The following is an 18233-nucleotide window of genomic DNA, read 5'->3' as shown; positions in this document are numbered from 1 at the left end:
CCGCCGTGGTCTGCCACCACCGGCGCTGTGCGCGTACCGGCACAGGTTGCCCGGCGCCCGGGCACGGTCGCAACCGAATTACCGCGTCTCCACGCGGTAGCTGCCGCGCTCCCCCAACCAGGCCGCCCCCAGCTGGGCGATCACCAGCGAGTCGTGCCGCAGCACGCGTTCGTCGTGCCACTGCGAGGCCAGGGGCGCGGCGGCCAGCATCCGCTGCCGGGCCGTGCCGCTGAACTCCACCAACGCCGCCACCGCCTCCTCGACCTCGACCGACGCGAGCGGTCGGGGTGCCGCGGTGTCCGGCAGTGAGGGCGCGGCGTCCGCGAACGTCGCCGTGGTGCCCAGGTCGCGGGCGAGCTGGTACTCCACCGACTCCGCGTTGAGCTGCCGCTGCCGCCAGGTGGGGTCGGTCAGGGCCAGGCGCAGCCCGAGCAGCCGGGCCAGGCACAGCCCCGCCCACACCCGCTTCAAGGCCTCCGGCGCGTCCAGCGCGTCGGTCCGCAGGTCTTCGGTGACGCCCCGCAGCTGCGCGGGGGTGACCGCGTCGGGGTGTGTCGCGCCGGGTGTGTCGCCAGGTGTGTCGGGGCTCACCCGGTCATTCTGTCACTACCCTCACGACTGGTGACAAATCACTGCGCTGCGTCACGCATTCGGCGGTCGGCGGTGCGCGAACGACCGTCGGTAATCCTTTGGCGGCACGCCCACCACCGTCGTGAAGTGGTGGCGCAACAACGCGGCCGTGCCGAAGCCGGCGCGTTGGGCCACCTCCTCGACGGTGAGCTGCGTCTCCTCCAGGAGCTGGCGGGCGCGCAGCACCCGCTGGACGGTGAGCCAGCGGTGCGGGGTCGTGCCGGTCTCGGCGGCGAAGCGGCGGGCGAACGTGCGCTCGGACATGGTGGCCTGCTCGGCCAGGCTCGCGATGGTGTGCTCCTGGTCGAGCCGGTCCTGCAACCAGGCCAGCAGCGGCTGGAGGCTGTCGGCCTGGTGCGGCGCGGGCAGTTCCACGAACTGGCGCTGACCGCCTTCGCGCTGCGGCGCGACGACCATGCGGCGCGCGATGGTCGCGGTGACGGCCGCGCCGAGCTCGCGGCGGACCACGTGCAGGCACGCGTCGATGCCCGCGGCCGTGCCCGCGCTGGTCACGATGTCGCCCTCGTCCACGAACAGCACGTCCGGGTCGATCTTGGCGTTGGGGAAGCGCTCGGCGAGCTCGGCGGCGTGGTGCCAGTGGGTGGTGCAGCGGCGGTCGTCCAGCAGGCCGGCCGCGCCCAGGACGAACGAGCCGCTGCAGACCGACAGCAGCGTGCTGCCTCCCCGGTGGGCCCGGCGGATGGCTTCGAGCACGAGCGGCGGGTACTCGTCGCGGATCGCCACGGCGGGAACGGCCACCAGGTCGGCCTCGCCGAGCGCGTCGAGGCCGTGGTCTGGCGTGAGCGAGGCACCGACGCTCGTGCGCACGGGCTCGCCGGGGCGTTCGCCGCAGACCTTGAAGTCGATCGCCGGTACGCCGTCCTCGGTGCGGTCGATGCCGAAGACCTCGCAGATCACGCCGAACTCGAACGGCGCGAGGCCGTCGATGACCACGGCGGCAACGGAGCGGAGCATGACCTCACCGTACTTGGCAGGATTTTGATGCACAACGGCGCAACTGCCAATTGTGGCGGTTTCTTGTGCATCGCATAGTTAGTGCCATGACAGCGATCCTCTTCGCCCTGACCGTCCTGGCCCTGGTCGTCTACGGCCTGGAGCGCAACCACCAGCGCCGGACCCGCCTCGGCACCGGCCTCGCCGGCAGCACCGACGTCGAGGACCGGGACGTGCGGCGCGTGGCGGCCGACCTGCGGGCCGCGTCCGTGCACACCACCGCCGACCGCTCCGCGCACCGCCGCCCGGCGGCACCCGTCCGCTCGATGCGCGCGGTCCGCTCGGTCTGACCTTCGCCGGTACGGCTAGACGACCAGGTCGGCGGTCTTGGTCCCGGTCGGCTCCAGCCGCAGCCCGGCCCGGACCGCGACCTTGATCAACCCCTTGAGGTCGGTCGGCTCCGACCGCGACCGCACGATCGCCTGCGCGAGCCGACCCTTGTGGGCCTTGTTGAAGTGGCTGACCGCGTTGCGGCGGCCCTTCGCGTCCTCGGTGACGACGCGGACCACGGCGGCGTGGGGGATGCGGGCCAGCGACGTGTACGGGCTCGACCGCAGGTCGACCACGAACCCGTCGGCGGCGGCCAGCACCGGTTCGAGCGCCGGTCGCCACAGACCGCCCAGCGGTCCGACGGACGGCAGCACGCTGCCGCCGGACAGCCGGTAGGCGGGGATCGGGTCACCACCGCCGACGACGCCGAACAGCGCCGACGCCACCGCGAGGCGTGCGTGGGCGCGGGACTTCTCCGTCTTGGTCAACGAGTCGAGGGCCAGCGCGTCGTACAGCACCCCCGTGTACCGCGCGAGGGCGGGCAGCGTGGGTGACCGGCGCAGTTCGGCGTTGCGCCCCACCTCGCCCGCCTGGCGTTCGGAGAGCCCGAGCACGGCCAGGCTCGCGGGGACGTCGGCGGCGAGGTCGACCAGGGCGTCGACCAGCTTGCCGCGCACCGGGGTGAGTTCCGGGTGCGACAGCCGGTCGAGGTCGAGCGGCGCGCCGGAGCCGCCGAGGGCCTTGGTCTCCGACGGGGGGAGCAGTACCAACACGACGGGCAAGCCTAGGCGGTCCCCTGCCGACGGCTCCCGCGCCGGAGGCCGCGGTCAGTCCGACTGGGCGACGCAGAACTGGTTGCCGTCCGGGTCCGCCAGCACGGTCCACGCCATCCCCGGCGCGGTGTGCTCGGCGACCTCCGTCGCGCCCAACCCGACCAGGCGCTCCACCTCGGCCCGCCGGTCGGGCACGTGCGCGTCGAAGTGCACCCGGTTCTTGCCCGGCGTCGGGTCGTCCACCTCCTGCAGCACCAGCTGCACCGCGCCCTCGCCGCCCGTCGGCGCCAGGACGAGGAACTTGCCCCAGTCGTGCTGCACCGACGTGCCGAGCGCCTTGCTCCAGAAGTCCGCCAGCCGGTGGACGTCGGCGGTGTCGATGGTGATCATCCCGATGGTGAAGGTCATGACCCGGCACGCTAGACCCGGCCACCGACAATTCCCGCCGACGTCCGCCGCCGCCACCCCAGGCGGAACCCGTTGGAACTGATCAGGGGCCGTTCACTACCCTTCTCGGACAACCCGCCCACGAGGAGCGCCCACCGTGATCACGAGGATGTCGTCGCTGTTCCTGCGCACCCTGCGCGAGGATCCGGCCGACGCCGAAGTACCCAGCCACAAGCTGCTGGTCCGCGCCGGCTACGTCCGTCGCGTCGCACCGGGCGGTTACTCGTGGCTGCCGCTGGGGCTGCGGGTGCTGCGCAACATCGAGCAGGTCGTGCGCGAGGAGATGGACGCCTTCGGCGCGCAGGAGATCCAGTTCCCCGCGCTGCTGCCGAAGGAGCCCTACGAGGCGACGAACCGGTGGACCGAGTACGGCCCCAACATCTTCCGCCTCAAGGACCGCAAGGGCGCCGACTACCTGCTCGGCCCCACCCACGAGGAGCTGTTCACGCTCACCGTGAAGGGCGAGTACTCCTCCTACAAGGACTACCCGGTCACGCTCTACCAGATCCAGACCAAGTACCGCGACGAGGCGCGTCCCCGCGCGGGCATCCTGCGCGGGCGCGAGTTCGTGATGAAGGACTCCTACTCCTTCGACCTCACCGACGAGGGCCTGGCGCAGTCCTACCGGCAGCACCGCGACGCCTACATCCGCATCTTCGACCGGCTGGGCATGGAGTACGTGATCGTCTCCGCCACGTCGGGCGCGATGGGCGGCTCGGCGTCGGAGGAGTTCCTGGCGGTCGCGCCGAACGGTGAGGACACCTTCGTCCGCAGCACGGAGTCGGACTACGCGGCGAACGTCGAGGCCGTCACCACGCCCGCGCCCGCCGAGCAGGACCCGGCGACCCGGCCCGAGGCGCAGGTGCACCACACGCCGAACACGCCCACCATCGAGTCCCTCGTCGCCTTCCTCAACGCCAACACCGACCGCACCTTCACCGCCGCGGACACCCTGAAGAACGTCCTGGTGAAGACGCGCAAGCCCGGTGACGGGGACTGGGAGCTGCTGGCCGTCGGCCTGCCCGGTGACCGCGAGGTGGACCTCAAGCGCCTGGAGGCGGCGGTCGAGCCCGCCGAGGTGGCGATGCTGGAGGAGGCGGACTTCGCCCGCAACTCCTTCCTGGTCAAGGGCTACATCGGCCCGGCGGCGCTGCAGGCCAACGGTGTGCGGTACCTGACCGACCCCCGCGTGGTGCGCGGCACGGCGTGGGTGACCGGCGCGGACAAGGCCGACCACCACGTGGTGGACCTGGTCGTCGGCCGAGACTTCACCCCCGACGGCACGATCGACGTGGCCGAGGTCCGCGAGGGCGACCCGTCGCCCGACGGCAAGGGCGTGCTGGTCGCCGCGCGCGGCATCGAGATCGGGCACATCTTCCAGCTGGGCCGCAAGTACGCGGACGCGTTCTCGCTGGACGCCCTCGGCCCGGACAGCAAGCCCGTCCGGATCACCATGGGCTCCTACGGCATCGGCGTGTCGCGCCTGGTCGCCGCGATCGCCGAGCAGAGCCACGACGACCGCGGCCTGATCTGGCCGCGCAACGTCGCGCCCGCCGACGTGCACGTGGTCGTCGCGGGCAAGGACGAGACGCTGCTCGCGGGCGGCGAGAAGCTGGCCGGCGAGCTGTCCGCGGCCGGTCTCACGGTGCTGCTGGACGACCGCAAGGCGAGCCCGGGCGTGAAGTTCGCCGACGCCGAGCTGATCGGCGTGCCGACCATCCTGGTCGTGGGCCGCGGCCTGGCCAACGGCCTGGTCGAGGTCAAGGACCGCCGCACCGGCGAGCGCGAAGAGGTGCCGGTCGACGACGCCGTGCAACACCTGCTCCGGGTCGTCCGGGGCTGACCGCCTAGCCGAGCACGGCGGCCAGCACGGCCGTCGTGTCGGTGAGGTCGGTGAGCACGACGTGCGCGCCGGCCTCCCGCAGCTCGGCGACGTCGCTGCGGCCCGTCGCCACGCCGATGGCGACGGCGCCGTGGTGCAGCGCGGCGTCCACGTCGTGCGGCGTGTCGCCGATGACCACGCACCGGAACTCGCGGGCGTGCTTGGCCGAGGCCAGCCGCACCGCCTCCAGCACCAGCTCGGGCCGGTGCTCGGACACCGAGCCGTAGCCGCCGAGCTCGAAGTCCACGTGCTCGTCCAGCCCGAACGCGGCCAGCTTGAACCGGGCGATCTCCACCAGGTTGCCGGTGACCAGCGACTGCACGACGTCCTCCCGCGCGGCCAACGCCTCCAGCGCCGTCAGCGCGCCGGGGAGCGCGCGCCCCCGTGCCGGCAGCAGGTCGCGCTCCCGCGTGGCCACGTCGATCAACTCGGCGTGCAGCCTGGCCACCAGCTCCTCGGTGGGCTCCAGGTCGTGCGCCGTCAACAGCTCCCGCGTGATGGCCCGCTCGGTGCGGCCGGGGAAGCTGGGCACGTGCACGAGGTCCAGTCCCGCCGCGGCGCGCAACGCGGTGCGGTACCAGTCGTGCCCGAGGCCGCGGGCGTCGATCAACGTCAGGTCGATGTCCCACAGCACCAGGGTGTTCACGGCAGCCGCACGCTGCCCAGGATGCGCTTCACGTCGTCCTCCGACGGTCCTTCGGCCGCGTGCGGCCCGCCCTCGGCGACGTTGAGCACGAACACCGACACCTTGGACCCGTTGCGCAGCGCCACCGCGCTGACCGTGGCCTTGGGCGCGTAGCAGGCGCTGGCGGACTTCGGCGTCACCTCGACGCTGAGCCGGACCACGTCCTCGTCCGCGGACTCCACGCGCGGCTCGCCGATCTCGGGCGGCGCGCCCGCGACGGTGTACCCGCCCGCCGCGATCCGGTTCACCAGCTCGGTGGCGACCTGCTCCGGGTCGTCGTCGATGACCGAACCCGCCGCCGCCTGCGCCTGGATCATGTCCCGTCCCTGGCACTGGAACGGCCGGGACACGTACGACGTGGTCAGCCTGATCCGGCCGGACGCGCCGCCGCCGCTGGACTCCCAGGTCGGCGGCAGCTCGTAGACCAGGCCCGCCTGGGAGTCGTCCACCGGCTGCCAGTCCGGCTGCGGCGCGGACGACGCCGACGAGCCCGACGTGGGCGACGGCGACGCGGTCCGGTCGTCACCGGAGTTCAGCACCAGCGCCGTCACACCGCCGCCGACGACCAGCACGGCGACCACGGCGAGCGCGATCCACAACGGCGCGCGGCTCGGCCGCTTCGGCGGCTGCTGCTGGTAGACGCCCAGCCCGGTGTAGCTCACCGGCTCAGCGGCTTCACGGAGTCGACCATGCCCTGCAGGTCGGCCTCGGTCGGCGGCTTGGGCTCGGCCGGCCCGCCTTCGAGGTCGCCGTTGGCCATGAACACGTGGAAGCCCTTGTCGCCCTTGAGCACCAGCACCTTCACCATGCCCTTGGTGGCCAGGCAGGGGTCGCCCGAGGTGGTGGCGGTGGCGTCGACCTGGATGCCCTCGATGTCGCCCAAGGGGCTGGGCACCTTCACCGGCTTCGGCTCGCCGAGCTTGACCTCGGACTTCGGCGCGGACTTGTAGTACTGGGTGGCGAGCTTCTCGGCGAAGTCCCTGGCCACCGCGGTCAGGTCGGTCTGCGGCACCACGACGCCGCCCGCGCCGCCGCGGTTGAACCCGTGGTCGCCGCAGTCGTAGGCGCCGGTGACGGTGAGGCCGGTCAGCTTCACGTCCTGCATCGCCTCGACCGGCGCGCTGTCGGGCGTGGGCGACCAGCCCTTGGGCACGTCGTAGCTGTAGGACAGGGCCTGCACGGGCAGGCAGTTCCAGCCGGGCTTGAGGGGCTCGCAGGTGAGGTTCGGAGCGCTCGACTCCGTCGTCTTCGCCGTGGTGGAGGTCGTCGTGGTGGGCGAGGCGCCGGTGGTGTTCTGCGCGACCGTCGTCGAGTCCGGCCGGGTCAGCACGTACGCGGTCACGCCACCGCCGACGAGGACGACGACGACCGCGCCGATCACCAGCCACAACTTGGCCTTGCTCTTCTTCGGCGGGGGCTCGTCACCGCCGGAGAACACGCCGAGCCCACCGTACGAACTGCCGTAGCTCTGCGGGAAGACCTGCTGCGGGTAGCCGTGGTCCTGCGGGCCCGAGTCGCCCTGGCCGGGCTGGCCGCCCCAGCCGGACTGCCCGTCACCTGGGTAAGTCACGGCCAAACCGTACCCGGTGTCCTCCGAACGCCGGGCCGGTCCGATTAATTCAGCGCACGTTGACTTCGTCGGGCGGTACGACGTAACGTCTAATTCAACACTTGATGAACTAACTGGGAGGACACCATGGCCGCACTGCACGACCGGCCGCCGGAGGTCATCGCGGTGGCCACCGCCGTCGTCGGCTCGTTGATCGCGCTCGTCCTGGGCCTGCTGACGTTCGGGGTCCAGGCGACGGTGCACCCGCAGGCGGTGCCGCTCGCGGTCGCCGTCGACGCCGGCGCCCCACCGCCGCTGCGCGGTGTCGCCGACAAGCTCGCCGGCGGTGACGTGGCGGAGGTCTCGTGGCGGGTGACCACGTCCGGCGAGGCGCGGGAGCTGCTGGCCCGCCAGGAGGTCTACGGGGTGCTCGAACTGGCGCCCGGCGGCGCGACCGTGGTGCTCTCCGGCGCGGTGAACCCGTCCGGCACGCAGGTCGCCCAACAGGTGCTCGGCGGCGTCGCGCAGGGGGCCGGGATGCCGGTGGAGGTCGTCACGCTGCACCCGACGTCGGCCGCCGGTCGCACCGCGCCACTGGCCGCCAGCGCCCTGCTGTGGATCGCGGGCCTGGTCGCCGGGGCGGCGTTCGTGCTGCTGGCCCGCAAGCCGACCGCGCTCGGCCGGCTGGCGGGCGTGGCCGCCACGACCGCGCTCGGCGTCGCGGTCGTGGCGGGCTTGTTCACGCTGTGGGACTCGTCCCTGCCGCTCGGGTGGGACGTGCTGGGCTACCTCGCCCTGGTCGGGGTGGCGTTCGCGCTGGTCCAGGGTGCGCTGCTGAGGCTGCTCGGCATCCGGGCGATGGCCGTGCTCGGCCCGCTGTACCTGATCGCGCCCGCGGTCGCGGGCCAGGTGCCGCAGCTGCTCGACCCGGCCTACCGGGCGTTGCTGTGGTCCTGGACGCCGTTCCGGTTCTCCGCCGAGGGGCTGCGCGCCCTGCTGCACGGCGGTTCGCCGGGTTCCGCCCAGGTGTGGGTGTTCGTGGCGCTCGCCGCGGTCGGGCTGGCCGTGCTGCTGCTACCCGGCGAGAAAGGTGAGCCGGACCTTGCGCACGGGGTTGTCGACGTTGGTGTCGACCAGGCAGACCGACTGCCAGGTGCCCAGCGCCAGCACACCGCCTAGCACCGGGATCGTCGCGTAGGGCGGCACGAGCGCGGGGAGCACGTGGTCACGGCCGTGACCGGGCGTCCCGTGGCGGTGCCGCCACCTGCCGTCGGCGGGCAGCAGCTCGCGCAGCGCGGCGAGCAGGTCGTCGTCGCTGCCCGCGCCGGTCTCCAGCACGGCCAGCCCCGCGGTGGCGTGCGGCACCCAGAGGTGCAGCAGCCCGTCGCCGTCCACGTCGGCCAGGAAGTCCTCGCAGGCACGGGTGAGGTCGTGCACGACCTCGGTCGAGCCGGTGCGGATCTCGATCTCTTCGCTGCGCATGCCTCCAGAGCTTACGAACGGCCGCCGGGAAACCCCGTGCGCCGTCGTCGCCCGATCGGGCAGGATGCCGACCGTGATCCACACCGCCATCGTCACCGGCGCCAACCAGGGCATCGGGGCCGCGACCGCCAAGGCCCTGGCGGCGCAAGGTGCCCACGTCCTCATCACGTTCCTGCGCTTCGCACCGGCACCCGACCCGAGCCTGCCGGGCGAGTACTTCACCGCCCGCGAGTCGGACGCGGAGGACGTGGTCGCGGCCATCACCGAGGCGGGCGGCAAGGCGCACGCGCTGGAGATCGACCTCACCGACACCTCGGCGCCCACCACGCTGTTCGACACCGCCGAGCGGATCTTCGGACCGGTCGACATCCTGGTCAACAACGCCTCGAGCTGGGTTCAGGACACGTTCCTGGCCGTGGCGGAGGACCGGTTCGGCCGAGTCCTCCAAGCCGTCACGCCGCAGACGTTCGACGCGCAGTTCGCCGTGGACGCCCGCGCGGGCGCGCTGCTGATCGCCGAGTTCGCCCGCCGGCACATCGCCCGCGGCGGCAACTGGGGCCGCATCGTCGGCCTGACCTCCGGCGGCCCGCTCGGCTTCCCCAGCGAGGTGTCCTACGGCGCGGCGAAGGCGGCGCTGGACAACTACGCCATGTCCGCGGCGGCCGAGCTGTGGCCGCACGGCATCACGTCGAACGTGGTCAAGCCGGGCGTCACCGACACCGGCTGGGTCAACGACGCGGTGCGCGCCCAGCACGACGTCTCGCAACCCGAGGACGTCGCCGACGTGGTCGCGTTCCTCTGCTCGGACGCGGCGGCCAAGGTGACGGGGAACGTCATCACCCTGCACTGATTCCACCCGACCACCCATTACCCGCTGGTAACATAGCCGTCGTGAAGGCTTCCCGTCTGCGCCGCGGCATGAACCTGTGGCCACCGTTCCTGTTCGCCGGCATCCGCGTGGTCGAGCTGTCCGACGACTACCGCCACGTCAAGGTCCGGATGCGGCTGCACTGGTGGAACCGCAACTACGTGGGCACCCACTTCGGCGGCTCGCTGTTCGCGATGACCGACCCGTTCTGGATGCTGCTCGTGCTGCACCACCTCGGCCGCGAGCACCTGGTGTGGGACCGGGCGGGCGAGATCGAGTTCGTCAAGCCGGGCCGCGGCACCGTGCACGCCGAGTTCCACCTGACCGACGAGCACCTGGACGAGCTGCGCTCCCGGGCCGCGGACGACAACAAGGCCCTGGTGTGGTTCGCCACCGACGTCCTGGACGCCTCCGGCGAGGTCGTCGCCCGCACCCGCAAGCAGGTCTACGCCCGGCGCAAGAACCGCAATTCGGTGGACGGCGGGATCGCCGAGACCGTGTGATGATCCCATGCGTTCAGCCTTCGGCACGACCTTCGACGCCCCCCTCGGCTACCTGAACACCGCCAGCATCGGCGTCCCCCCTGCCCCGGTGGCGTCCGCCGTGTCCGACGCCGTGCGCCGGTGGACGGTCGGCGGCGACGGCCCCGGTGCGATCGACTCGCACGTGACCACGGCCCGCGAGGCGTTCGGGCGACTCGTGGGCGTGCCGTCGGACCGCGTCGCGATGGGCGCCTCCGCCTCCCAGCTGGTGGCCCTGGTGGCGGCCGGGCTGCCCGCCGACGCGTCGGTGCTCGTGGCGCGCGGCGAGTTCACCAGCCTGACGTTCCCGTTCGCGTCCCGCGGCCTGCGGGTCACCGAAGTCGATCTCGACGAGGTCGTGGCCGAGGCGGGCGCGCACGACCTCGTCGCCGTGAGCGTCGTGCAGTCCGCGGACGGGCGCGTGGTCGACCTGGAGGGGCTGCGGGCGACCGGCGTGCCGGTGCTGCTGGACGCCTCGCAAGCCGTCGGCTGGATGCCGCTCGACCTGGGGTGGGCGGACTGGGTCGTGGCTGTCGGGTACAAGTTCCTGATGTCGCCGCGCGGGTGCGCGTGGCTGGCGTGCTCACCGTCGGCGTTGGAGCGCACGGTGCCCGTCGCGGCGAACTGGTTCGCCGGTGACGACCCCTGGAGCACGGTGTACGGGCTTCCGCTGCGCCTCGCGCCCGACGCCCGGCGGCTCGACATCTCGCCGGTGTGGCTGTCCCAGATCGGTGCCGCGGCGTCGCTGCCGTACCTCGCCTCCCTCGACCTCGCGGCCGTGCGGGACCACGACGTGGCGCTGGCCGACGCGGTGCTGACCGGCCTCGGTCTGCCTGCCCGCGGGTCGGCGATCGTGTCGCTCGACCTGCCGTCCGCCGGTGAACGGCTCGCGGCGGCGGGGGTGCGGTCCAGCATGCGAGCCGGACGGGTCCGGCTAGCGTTTCACCTGTACAACACGGTGGAGGATGTGGATCTGGTGCTCACAGCGCTCGCGTGACCCTCTTCCGTTACCGTGGGTCTTTGTGTCGGTTCCTCCCGAATCACCCGAAGAGGTGACGCAGCGGATCCCGCCCCTCCGACCGTCGGACACCGCGCCGCTGTGGCGGTCGGAGATCGGGCAGTTGGACTCGCTGCTGAGCTCGCCTCCACCGCCGCCGCCACCCCGGCGGCCTGCGGCCGCGACGCGCTCGCGTCGCGGGATGGTGCTCAAGGGCCTCGGTCTGCTCGGCGTGGCCGTCGTGTCGGGGCTCGTGTGGCTGGTCGTGATGCCGAAGAACAACCACACCGGCACACCCGCCACGACGTCCGCGCCCGCCGGCGAGTTCGCCTTCAGCGCCTCGCCGGACGTGCCCGAGCCGTTGAAGGACAGCGACTGCGCGGTGCACGCGTACGGGCAGACCAAGACGTTCCTGACCAGCACGCCGTGCCAGCAGCTCACTCGCGGCCTGTACACGACCACCACTCCCGACGGGGTGACGGTCTACACGTCCGTGTCAGTCGTGCGGATGAAGACGGTCGAGGACGCCGCCAAGCTGAAGGACCTGACCACCCGTGACGGCACCGGCAACGTCAACGACCTGGTCAAGGACGGCGCGGTCCGCGTGCCGAACCTGACCACCCTGGCCAACGGCGGCTTCGCGGCCCGCCAGGACGACCGCGACGTGATCATCATCGAGTCGGACTCGATCAAGCACGGCCCCGACGAGTCCGCGCACAACCGCATGATGAAGCGGATCAGCAACGACGCCTTCCGCCTCGCCGCCGACCTCAACGCCTGACCCCCAGCGCCCTTCCGCGACGGAAGGGCGTCGGGCCATCCCCCCGACCCGTCACCCGACTCCGGCACCGGGGAACGCGATCGACGTCGGGGTCAGCCCCGCCGCCTTGCGCCACCGCGTCGCACGCACCGCCGACACCGTCAACGCGTCCAACGCCGACGTCCGCAGCGCCCCGTCCCCGGTCCGCTCCAGCACCCCGCGCCACGCCACGCACGCGTCGGTCTCCACCGCCACCAGCGCCGCGATGGCCGACGTCGCGCTGTCCACCGGCTGCGGCGGGAGGTAGGCCGCCGCCGGTGGCTCGGGCGTGGCCCCGGCGTCGCGCAACCACCGCTCCGTCACGTCCCGCCGAGCCCGGTGCGCGTTCGCGCCGTCCGCCACCGACGCCGACTGCTGCGGCACCGAGATGAAGGCGCTCACCAACCCGTACGTCCACACCGCCGCGTGCTCCGCCGCCAGCGCGACCTGCACCGCCTCGACGCTCACGACAACGCCTCCACCAAACTCGCGCACCCGGCCGCCACCGAGGCCACCAACCCCACCCGGTGCGACTCCACCGACGCCACCAGGTCACCCGCCTGCTTCTGCGCCGCCTGCAACGCCGGCACCAAGGCCTCACGCGCCGCACCCGCGGGCGGCGCCACCGACGCCGTCGTCGTCGGTGGCGCGGACGACCCCGGCACCCGCGGCGTGGCCCGGTCCACCTCCGCCTGCAACCGCACGGCGTGCTCGGTGCGCACCGCCGCCGTCTCGGGCGCGCCGACCGCCGTGGCCAGCGCGGCGTCCGACAGCGCCGCCTTCACCAGCTCCGCCAGCGGGTCCGGCGGCGGTGGAGGTGGCGGGGGTGTGGTGCACGCGACTGCCAACGGCGCCGTCGCCGTCGCCAGCAGCACCGCGCGCCTGCTGAACGCCGTTCTTCCGATCACGTGTCCCGATCCTGCCAGAGCCGCCCGCGCCGCCTCCCGGAGCCGCTACCTCCACCGAAAGCCGTCCCCTCGAACCCGCGTCCACGTCCGCGGCACGTGGGGGACCGCCGGACGAGATAGTCTGGGCGACCACGGCCGGCGAAGTGCAGCGTCGGCCGGGGTTGCCGTGCCCTCTGCACTCGAAGAGAACTTGGAGTCACCACGTGTCCAGCCCGCCGCGCGGAGAACTCGCCGCGCAGCTAGCACCCGTCGTGCGGGAGGCGGTCGAGGCGATCGGCTTCGACCTCGAACTGCTCGACGTGAACCAGGCTGGGCGTCGCAGGCTGGTCAAGGTGGTCGTGGACGGCGACGAGGGGATCGGCCTGGACGAGGTGGCGCAGGCCAGTCGCGCCGTGTCCGCCGCCCTCGACGCCCACGAGCACCTGATCGCCGGGCCGTACACGCTCGAGGTCACCTCGCCCGGCGCGGACCGCCCGCTCACCAGGCCACGCCACTGGAAGCGCAACCGGCTGCGCCTGGTGAAGGTCAAGCAGCCGGAGCAGGTCGAGTGGTTCGGCCGCGTCGGCGACGCCGACGACACCGGCGTCGTGCTGCTGGTCAAGGGCGAGCTGCGCCGCGTCGAGTACCGGACGATCGAGCGCGCCGTCGTCGAAGTCGAGTTCAAGCAGCCGCCCGTCGAAGAGCTCGCGCTCCTCGATGGCAAGCACCTGAAGGAGGAGTCGGAGTGAACGTCGACATCGCCGCTCTCAGGGCGATCGAACGGGACAAGGACATCCCCTTCGACACCGTTCTCGAAGCCATCGAGACCGCCCTGCTGACCGCCTACAAGCACACCGAGGGCCACCACTCGCACTCCCGCGTCGAGATCGACCGCAAGACCGGCATGGTGCGGGTGCTGGCCCAGGAGCTCAACCCGGACGGCACCGTGGCCGAGGAGTGGGACGACACCCCCGAGGGGTTCGGCCGCATCGCCGCCACCACCGCCCGCCAGGTCATCCTGCAACGCCTGCGCGACGCCGAGCACGAGCGCACGTTCGGCGAGTTCTCCGCCAAGGAGGGCGAGATCATCGCCGGCGTGGTGCAGCGCGACGCCCGCGCCAACGCCCGCGGCATGGTCGTCGTCCAGATAGGGGACACCGAAGGCGTGCTGCCGCCCGCCGAGCAGGTGCCCGGCGAGTCCTACGAGCACGGCTCGCGGCTCAAGTGCTACGTCGTGGGCGTGTCCCGCGGCGCGCGCGGCCCGCAGATCACCCTCTCCCGCACCCACCCGAACCTCGTGCGCCGGCTCTTCGCGCTCGAAGTGCCGGAGATCGCCGACGGCACCGTCGAGATCCCCGCAGTGGCACGTGAGGCAGGTCACCGTTCGAAGATCGCGGTCCGCACCTCCGTCGCCGGCGTCAACGCCAAGGGCGCGTGCATCGGGCCGATGGGCGCACGGGTGCGCAACGTCATGAGCGAGCTGGCCGGTGAGAAGATCGACATCATCGACCACTCCGACGACCCGGCCACCTTCGTCGGGAATGCCCTGTCGCCGGCGAAGGTTGTATCCGTGCGGGTGCTCGACGAGCGCGCCAAGACGGCACGTGTCGTGGTCCCGGACTTCCAGCTCTCCCTCGCCATCGGCAAGGAGGGCCAGAACGCCCGGCTGGCCGCCCGGCTCACCGGCTGGCGCATCGACATCCGCAGCGACGCGGAGGCCGTCGGGGCCGCTCCGGCGGGCACCGGTGGGGCCGCCGCGGCGGGCGCGTCGGCAAGCGGTCCGGCGGCCGGATCGGCATCCGGTTCGACCGAATCGGCATCCGGTTCGGCTGAATAAGCAACAGGGGATAGACTTCTCAGTGGTTCAACGTCGGGGATCGGATCTCACGCACATCGGCCCGGTTCGTACGTGCATCGGATGCCGCGCTCGGACGTTGCCCTCCGAGCTGCTGCGCGTGGTGGTCGTGGACGGGACTGTGGTCCCGGACACACATCGACGGTTGCCCGGTAGGGGAGCATGGCTGCACCCCGATCCGGACTGCCTCCGCAACGCCGAGAAGCGACGGGCGTTCCCCAGGGCCTTCCGGGTCCAGGGGCCGCTCGACGTGGAACGCGTGCGCGGTCACCTCGAGCAGTGTGGGCAGGAGGTCGCGGGATCGCCCCGTGACCAGCAGGAAGCAAGGAAGCAGGTCGACCCGTCATGAGTCAGCCGTGAAGCTGAAGACATGAACGCGCGACGTTAAGACGAGGTCGACGGGACTTGCCCGCCGGCCTCCCTCACAGAGGAGTGCAGTGGCAGGTAAGGCCCGCGTGCACGAGCTCGCCAAAGAGCTCGGTGTCACGAGTAAAGAACTACTCACCAAGCTCGCCGACCAGGGCGAATACGTGAAGTCCGCGTCCAGCACCGTCGAGGCCCCGGTGGCTCGGCGGCTCCGTGACGCCTACGCCAAGGGCGACGTGAAGCCCAAGTCGGCCGGTGCCCGCCCGGTGCCGCCGAAGCCCGCGCAGTCGAGCCCGACCTCGGGCGAGACCAAGGGCGAGGGCACCCCGCGTCCGCCGGCTCCGGCCGGCAAGCCGGGTCCGCGCCCCGTGCCCGGTCCCAAGCCGATGGCGCCGAAGCCGGCGGCCAAGCCCGAGGTCGCCCCGGCCGCTCCGGCCGCGCAGCCCCAGGCACCCGCCCCGGCCTCGCCCGCCGTGCAGCCCCAGGCGCCCGCCGCGGCCTCGGCCCCGGCACCCGCCCAGGCCGCGAAGCCGGCTGCCGCAGCACCTCAGCAGCAGCCGCAGCAGCCCCAGGCACCTCAGCAGGCGCCGCGGACCAGTGGCCCCGGCCCTCGTCCCGGCCCGCGCGCACCGCAGCAGCAGCCCGCCGCGGCGCAGAACACCCCCCCGTCCGTGGTCCCGCCGCGCCCGCAGGCTCCCAAGCCCGCCGGTCCGCGGCCCCCGCGTCCGGGCAACAACCCGTTCGGCGTGGGCGGTGGCGCTCCGGCGCCTCGTCCGCAGGCGCCTCGCCCGGCCTCGCCGGGTGGCGGCGAGCGGCCGTCCGGCCCCAAGCCCGGTGACTCGCGTCCGGCAGGCCCCCGTCCGGGTGGCTCCGGTGGCGGTCCCGGCGGTCCCCGGCCCAACCCCGGCAACATGCCGCCTCGGCCGAACCCGGGCATGATGCCCGGTCGTCCGGCGCCCCGTCCCGGTGGCGGTGGCGGCGGCGGTCGTGGCCCCGGCGGTCCCGGTGGCGGTGGCGGCGGTCGTGGCCCCGGTGGCGGCGGCGGTCGTCCCGGTGGCGGCGGTGGCGGTGGCGGCGGTGGCTTCCGTCCCGGTGGCGGCGGTGGCGGCGGCGCCGGTGGCGGCTTCCGCCCTGGTGGCGGCGGTGGCGGCGGCGGTGGCTTCCGTCCCGGCGGTGGTGGCGGCGGTGGCGGTGGCGCACCGGCCGGTGGTGGCGGCGGTTTCCGCGGTCGTCCCGGTGGTGGCGGTCCCGGTGGTCGCGGCGGTGCCGCGGGTGCCTTCGGCCGTCCCGGTGGTCCGGCGCGTCGTGGCCGCAAGTCCAAGCGCCAGAAGCGCCAGGAGTACATGGACAACATGCAGGCGCCGTCGGTCGGTGGCGTCCGCTTGCCCAAGGGCGGCGGCGAGACGATCCGGCTCCCGCGCGGCGCTTCGCTGACCGACTTCGCCGACAAGATCAACGCCAACCCGGCCTCGCTGGTGCAGGTGTTGTTCCACCTCGGCGAGATGGTCACCGCGACGCAGTCCGTCTCCGACGAGATCCTGGAGCTCCTGGGCTCCGAGATGAACTACAACGTGCAGGTCGTGTCCCCCGAGGAGGAGGACCGCGAGCTGCTCGGGACGTTCGACATCACCTACGGCGACGACGCCGGCGGTGAGGACGACCTCCAGATCCGTCCGCCGGTCGTGACCGTCATGGGTCACGTCGACCACGGTAAGACGCGCCTGTTGGACACCATCCGCACGGCGAAGGTCGCCGAGGGCGAGGCCGGTGGCATCACCCAGCACATCGGTGCCTACCAAGTGAACACGGAGCTCGAGGGCAACGAGCGCCTGATCACGTTCATCGACACCCCGGGTCACGAGGCGTTCACCGCCATGCGTGCGCGTGGTGCGAACTCGACCGACATCGCGGTCATCGTGGTGGCGGCCGACGACGGCGTGATGCCGCAGACGGTGGAGGCGATCAACCACGCCCAGGCGGCCAACGCGCCGATCGTGGTCGCGGTCAACAAGATCGACAAAGAGGGCGCGAACCCGGACAAGATCCGGCAGCAGCTCACCGAGTACGGGCTGGTCGCCGAGGAGTATGGCGGCGACACCATGTTCGTCGACATCTCGGCGAAGCAGGGCATCAACATCGACGGCCTGCTGGAAGCGATCCTGCTGACCGCCGACGCCTCGCTCGACCTGCGGGCCAACCCGGAGATGGAGGCGCAGGGCGTCGCCATCGAGGCGCACCTGGACCGCGGTCGCGGTCCGGTGGCCACGGTGCTGGTGCAGCGCGGTTCGCTGCGCGTGGGTGACTCGATCGTGGCGGGTGCCGCCTACGGTCGCGTGCGCCGCATGGTGGACGAGCACGGCGTGGACGTCACGGTGGCGACGCCGTCGCGTCCGGTGCAGGTCATCGGCCTCACCTCGGTGCCCGGCGCGGGCGACACGTTCCTCGTGGTCGAGGAGGACCGGGTGGCCCGGCAGATCGCCGAGCGCCGCCAGGCCCGCAACCGCAACGCGATGAACGCCGCGAAGCGCAAGCGCGTCAGCCTGGAAGACCTGGACGCCGCGTTGAAGGAGACGAGCGCCCTCACCTTGATCATCAAGGGCGACAACTCCGGTACCGTCGAGGCACTGGAAGACGCGCTGATGAAGATCGAGGTCGGCGACGACGTCGAGCTGCGGGTCATCCACCGCGGCGTCGGTGGCATCACCGAAGGCGACATCAACCTCGCCGTCGCGGGTAGCGCCATCGTCCTGGGCTTCAACGTCCGGGCCGAGGGCAAGGCCACCGAACTCGCCAACCGCGAGGGCGTGGACGTCCGCTACTACACGGTGATCTACCAGGCGATCGACGAGATCGAGCAGGCCCTGAAGGGCATGCTCAAGCCGGAGTACGAAGAGGTCCAGCTGGGCCGCGCGGAGGTCCGCGAGGTCTTCAAGTCCTCCAAGGTCGGCACGATCGCCGGTTGCCTCGTGATGTCGGGCGAGATCCGCCGCAACGCGCGGGCACGTCTGCTGCGTGACAACAACGTCATCCAGGAGAACCTGCCCATCAGCTCGCTGCGCCGGTTCAAGGAAGACGCCACCGAGGTCCGCGAGGGCTTCGAGTGCGGTCTGACGCTCGGCAACTACAGCGACCTGAAGGTCGGCGACCAGATCGAGACGTTCGAGATGCGCGAGAAGCCGCGCGCCTGATCGTCTTCAGCCAGGGGCGG

21 protein-coding genes are annotated in these 18233 nt (G+C 72.4%); 11 read left to right on the top strand and 10 right to left on the bottom strand.

Going from position 1 to position 18233, the window contains the following annotated elements; all coding sequences use genetic code 11:
- Window positions 1–78: 78 nt before the first annotated feature.
- Entirely contained in the window at window positions 79–591 is a 513-nt protein-coding gene (locus AB0K14_RS15570) for a hypothetical protein (RefSeq protein WP_360447384.1), read from the bottom strand.
- Window positions 592–642: 51 nt separating this feature from the next.
- Window positions 643–1605: a helix-turn-helix domain-containing protein gene (locus AB0K14_RS15565; RefSeq protein WP_360447386.1), complete on the bottom strand. Its 963-nt coding sequence runs from the start codon at window positions 1603–1605 to the stop codon at window positions 643–645.
- A gap of 86 nt (window positions 1606–1691) precedes the next feature.
- Here AB0K14_RS15565 and AB0K14_RS15560 point away from each other — a divergent pair, with 86 nt between their 5' ends.
- The gene (locus tag AB0K14_RS15560; RefSeq protein ID WP_360447388.1) at window positions 1692–1934 is read left to right on the top strand and encodes a hypothetical protein; all 243 of its coding nucleotides are present in this window, start codon (window positions 1692–1694) and stop codon (window positions 1932–1934) included.
- Between the two features lie 15 nt (window positions 1935–1949).
- Here AB0K14_RS15560 and yaaA read toward each other — a convergent pair whose 3' ends face one another.
- Together yaaA and AB0K14_RS15550 are read right to left on the bottom strand one after the other, a co-directional pair.
- Complete coding sequence (gene yaaA / locus AB0K14_RS15555; RefSeq protein ID WP_360447390.1) at window positions 1950–2687, bottom strand: peroxide stress protein YaaA; 738 nt, start codon at window positions 2685–2687, stop codon at window positions 1950–1952.
- Between the two features lie 54 nt (window positions 2688–2741).
- Window positions 2742–3095: a VOC family protein gene (locus AB0K14_RS15550; RefSeq protein ID WP_360447392.1), complete on the bottom strand. Its 354-nt coding sequence runs from the start codon at window positions 3093–3095 to the stop codon at window positions 2742–2744.
- Window positions 3096–3231: 136 nt separating this feature from the next.
- Between AB0K14_RS15550 and AB0K14_RS15545 the strand changes: the two genes are divergently transcribed.
- Complete coding sequence (locus tag AB0K14_RS15545) at window positions 3232–4977, top strand: proline--tRNA ligase (protein WP_360447394.1); 1746 nt, start codon at window positions 3232–3234, stop codon at window positions 4975–4977.
- A gap of 4 nt (window positions 4978–4981) precedes the next feature.
- On the opposite strand, the gene AB0K14_RS15540 is transcribed toward AB0K14_RS15545, so the two are convergent.
- Genes AB0K14_RS15540 through AB0K14_RS15530 form a run of 3 tightly spaced genes read right to left on the bottom strand, consistent with a single transcriptional unit; the run spans window position 4982 to window position 7271 of the window.
- Entirely contained in the window at window positions 4982–5662 is a 681-nt protein-coding gene (locus AB0K14_RS15540) for a haloacid dehalogenase-like hydrolase (RefSeq protein WP_360447396.1), read from the bottom strand.
- Window positions 5659–6363, bottom strand: a complete 705-nt coding sequence (locus AB0K14_RS15535; protein WP_360447398.1) for a hypothetical protein — start codon at window positions 6361–6363, stop codon at window positions 5659–5661. Before AB0K14_RS15535 ends, AB0K14_RS15540 begins: the two co-directional genes overlap by 4 nt.
- Window positions 6360–7271 (bottom strand): hypothetical protein, encoded by a 912-nt coding sequence (locus AB0K14_RS15530; protein WP_360447400.1) that lies wholly within the window; start codon window positions 7269–7271, stop codon window positions 6360–6362. The genes AB0K14_RS15535 and AB0K14_RS15530 overlap by 4 nt, the downstream gene beginning before the upstream one ends.
- A gap of 126 nt (window positions 7272–7397) precedes the next feature.
- Between AB0K14_RS15530 and AB0K14_RS15525 the strand changes: the two genes are divergently transcribed.
- Window positions 7398–8429, top strand: a complete 1032-nt coding sequence (locus AB0K14_RS15525) for an ABC transporter permease (RefSeq protein ID WP_360447402.1) — start codon at window positions 7398–7400, stop codon at window positions 8427–8429.
- Here the strand turns inward: AB0K14_RS15525 and AB0K14_RS15520 are convergent.
- Window positions 8325–8732, bottom strand: coding sequence for a YjbQ family protein (locus AB0K14_RS15520; protein WP_123746036.1), 408 nt, complete (start codon window positions 8730–8732; stop codon window positions 8325–8327). The genes AB0K14_RS15525 and AB0K14_RS15520 overlap by 105 nt on opposite strands.
- Before the next feature lie 73 nt (window positions 8733–8805).
- On the opposite strand from AB0K14_RS15520, the gene AB0K14_RS15515 reads away from it, so the two are divergent.
- The 4 genes from AB0K14_RS15515 to AB0K14_RS15500 are packed head-to-tail and all read left to right on the top strand — an operon-like array spanning window position 8806 to window position 11899.
- Window positions 8806–9582, top strand: a complete 777-nt coding sequence (locus tag AB0K14_RS15515) for an SDR family oxidoreductase (RefSeq protein WP_360447404.1) — start codon at window positions 8806–8808, stop codon at window positions 9580–9582.
- Between the two features lie 41 nt (window positions 9583–9623).
- Complete coding sequence (locus tag AB0K14_RS15510) at window positions 9624–10103, top strand: DUF4442 domain-containing protein (protein ID WP_360447406.1); 480 nt, start codon at window positions 9624–9626, stop codon at window positions 10101–10103.
- 7 nt (window positions 10104–10110) lie between these two features.
- On the top strand, window positions 10111–11118 hold the full coding sequence (locus AB0K14_RS15505; RefSeq protein ID WP_360447408.1) for an aminotransferase class V-fold PLP-dependent enzyme: 1008 nt from the start codon (window positions 10111–10113) through the stop codon (window positions 11116–11118).
- 25 nt (window positions 11119–11143) lie between these two features.
- Window positions 11144–11899, top strand: a complete 756-nt coding sequence (locus tag AB0K14_RS15500; protein WP_360447410.1) for a hypothetical protein — start codon at window positions 11144–11146, stop codon at window positions 11897–11899.
- 51 nt (window positions 11900–11950) lie between these two features.
- Here AB0K14_RS15500 and AB0K14_RS15495 read toward each other — a convergent pair whose 3' ends face one another.
- Together AB0K14_RS15495 and AB0K14_RS15490 are read right to left on the bottom strand one after the other, a co-directional pair.
- Window positions 11951–12385: a ferritin-like domain-containing protein gene (locus tag AB0K14_RS15495; protein WP_360447412.1), complete on the bottom strand. Its 435-nt coding sequence runs from the start codon at window positions 12383–12385 to the stop codon at window positions 11951–11953.
- Window positions 12382–12825, bottom strand: a complete 444-nt coding sequence (locus AB0K14_RS15490; RefSeq protein WP_360447414.1) for a hypothetical protein — start codon at window positions 12823–12825, stop codon at window positions 12382–12384. Before AB0K14_RS15490 ends, AB0K14_RS15495 begins: the two co-directional genes overlap by 4 nt.
- A gap of 203 nt (window positions 12826–13028) precedes the next feature.
- Here AB0K14_RS15490 and rimP point away from each other — a divergent pair, with 203 nt between their 5' ends.
- From rimP to infB, 4 genes are all read left to right on the top strand, one after another.
- The gene (gene rimP, locus AB0K14_RS15485) at window positions 13029–13553 is read left to right on the top strand and encodes a ribosome maturation factor RimP (protein WP_360447416.1); all 525 of its coding nucleotides are present in this window, start codon (window positions 13029–13031) and stop codon (window positions 13551–13553) included.
- On the top strand, window positions 13550–14641 hold the full coding sequence (nusA, locus tag AB0K14_RS15480; protein ID WP_360447418.1) for a transcription termination factor NusA: 1092 nt from the start codon (window positions 13550–13552) through the stop codon (window positions 14639–14641). Before rimP ends, nusA begins: the two co-directional genes overlap by 4 nt.
- Entirely contained in the window at window positions 14550–15008 is a 459-nt protein-coding gene (locus AB0K14_RS15475) for a YlxR family protein (protein WP_364338163.1), read from the top strand. The genes nusA and AB0K14_RS15475 overlap by 92 nt, the downstream gene beginning before the upstream one ends.
- 88 nt (window positions 15009–15096) lie before the next feature.
- Entirely contained in the window at window positions 15097–18213 is a 3117-nt protein-coding gene (gene infB / locus AB0K14_RS15470; RefSeq protein ID WP_360447422.1) for a translation initiation factor IF-2, read from the top strand.
- Window positions 18214–18233: the final 20 nt, after the last annotated feature.

The sequence above is a fragment of the Actinosynnema sp. NPDC050801 genome, assembly GCF_040673975.1.
Taxonomy (GTDB): Bacteria; Actinomycetota; Actinomycetes; order Mycobacteriales; family Pseudonocardiaceae; genus Actinosynnema.
Note: the sequence above shows the minus strand (reverse complement) of the source record. Positions and strands in the feature narration are given on the sequence as shown.

What these genes read in the sequence shown, in the direction of transcription:
- AB0K14_RS15565 (WP_360447386.1), bottom strand. Translation starts at nt 1,605, where the DNA reads ATGCTCCGCTCCGTTGCCGCCGTGGTCATCGACGGCCTCGCGCCGTTC.
- AB0K14_RS15560 (WP_360447388.1), top strand. Translation starts at nt 1,692, where the DNA reads ATGACAGCGATCCTCTTCGCCCTGACCGTCCTGGCCCTGGTCGTCTAC.
- AB0K14_RS15550 (WP_360447392.1), bottom strand. Translation starts at nt 3,095, where the DNA reads ATGACCTTCACCATCGGGATGATCACCATCGACACCGCCGACGTCCAC.
- AB0K14_RS15525 (WP_360447402.1), top strand. Translation starts at nt 7,398, where the DNA reads ATGGCCGCACTGCACGACCGGCCGCCGGAGGTCATCGCGGTGGCCACC.
- AB0K14_RS15520 (WP_123746036.1), bottom strand. Translation starts at nt 8,732, where the DNA reads ATGCGCAGCGAAGAGATCGAGATCCGCACCGGCTCGACCGAGGTCGTG.
- AB0K14_RS15505 (WP_360447408.1), top strand. Translation starts at nt 10,111, where the DNA reads ATGCGTTCAGCCTTCGGCACGACCTTCGACGCCCCCCTCGGCTACCTG.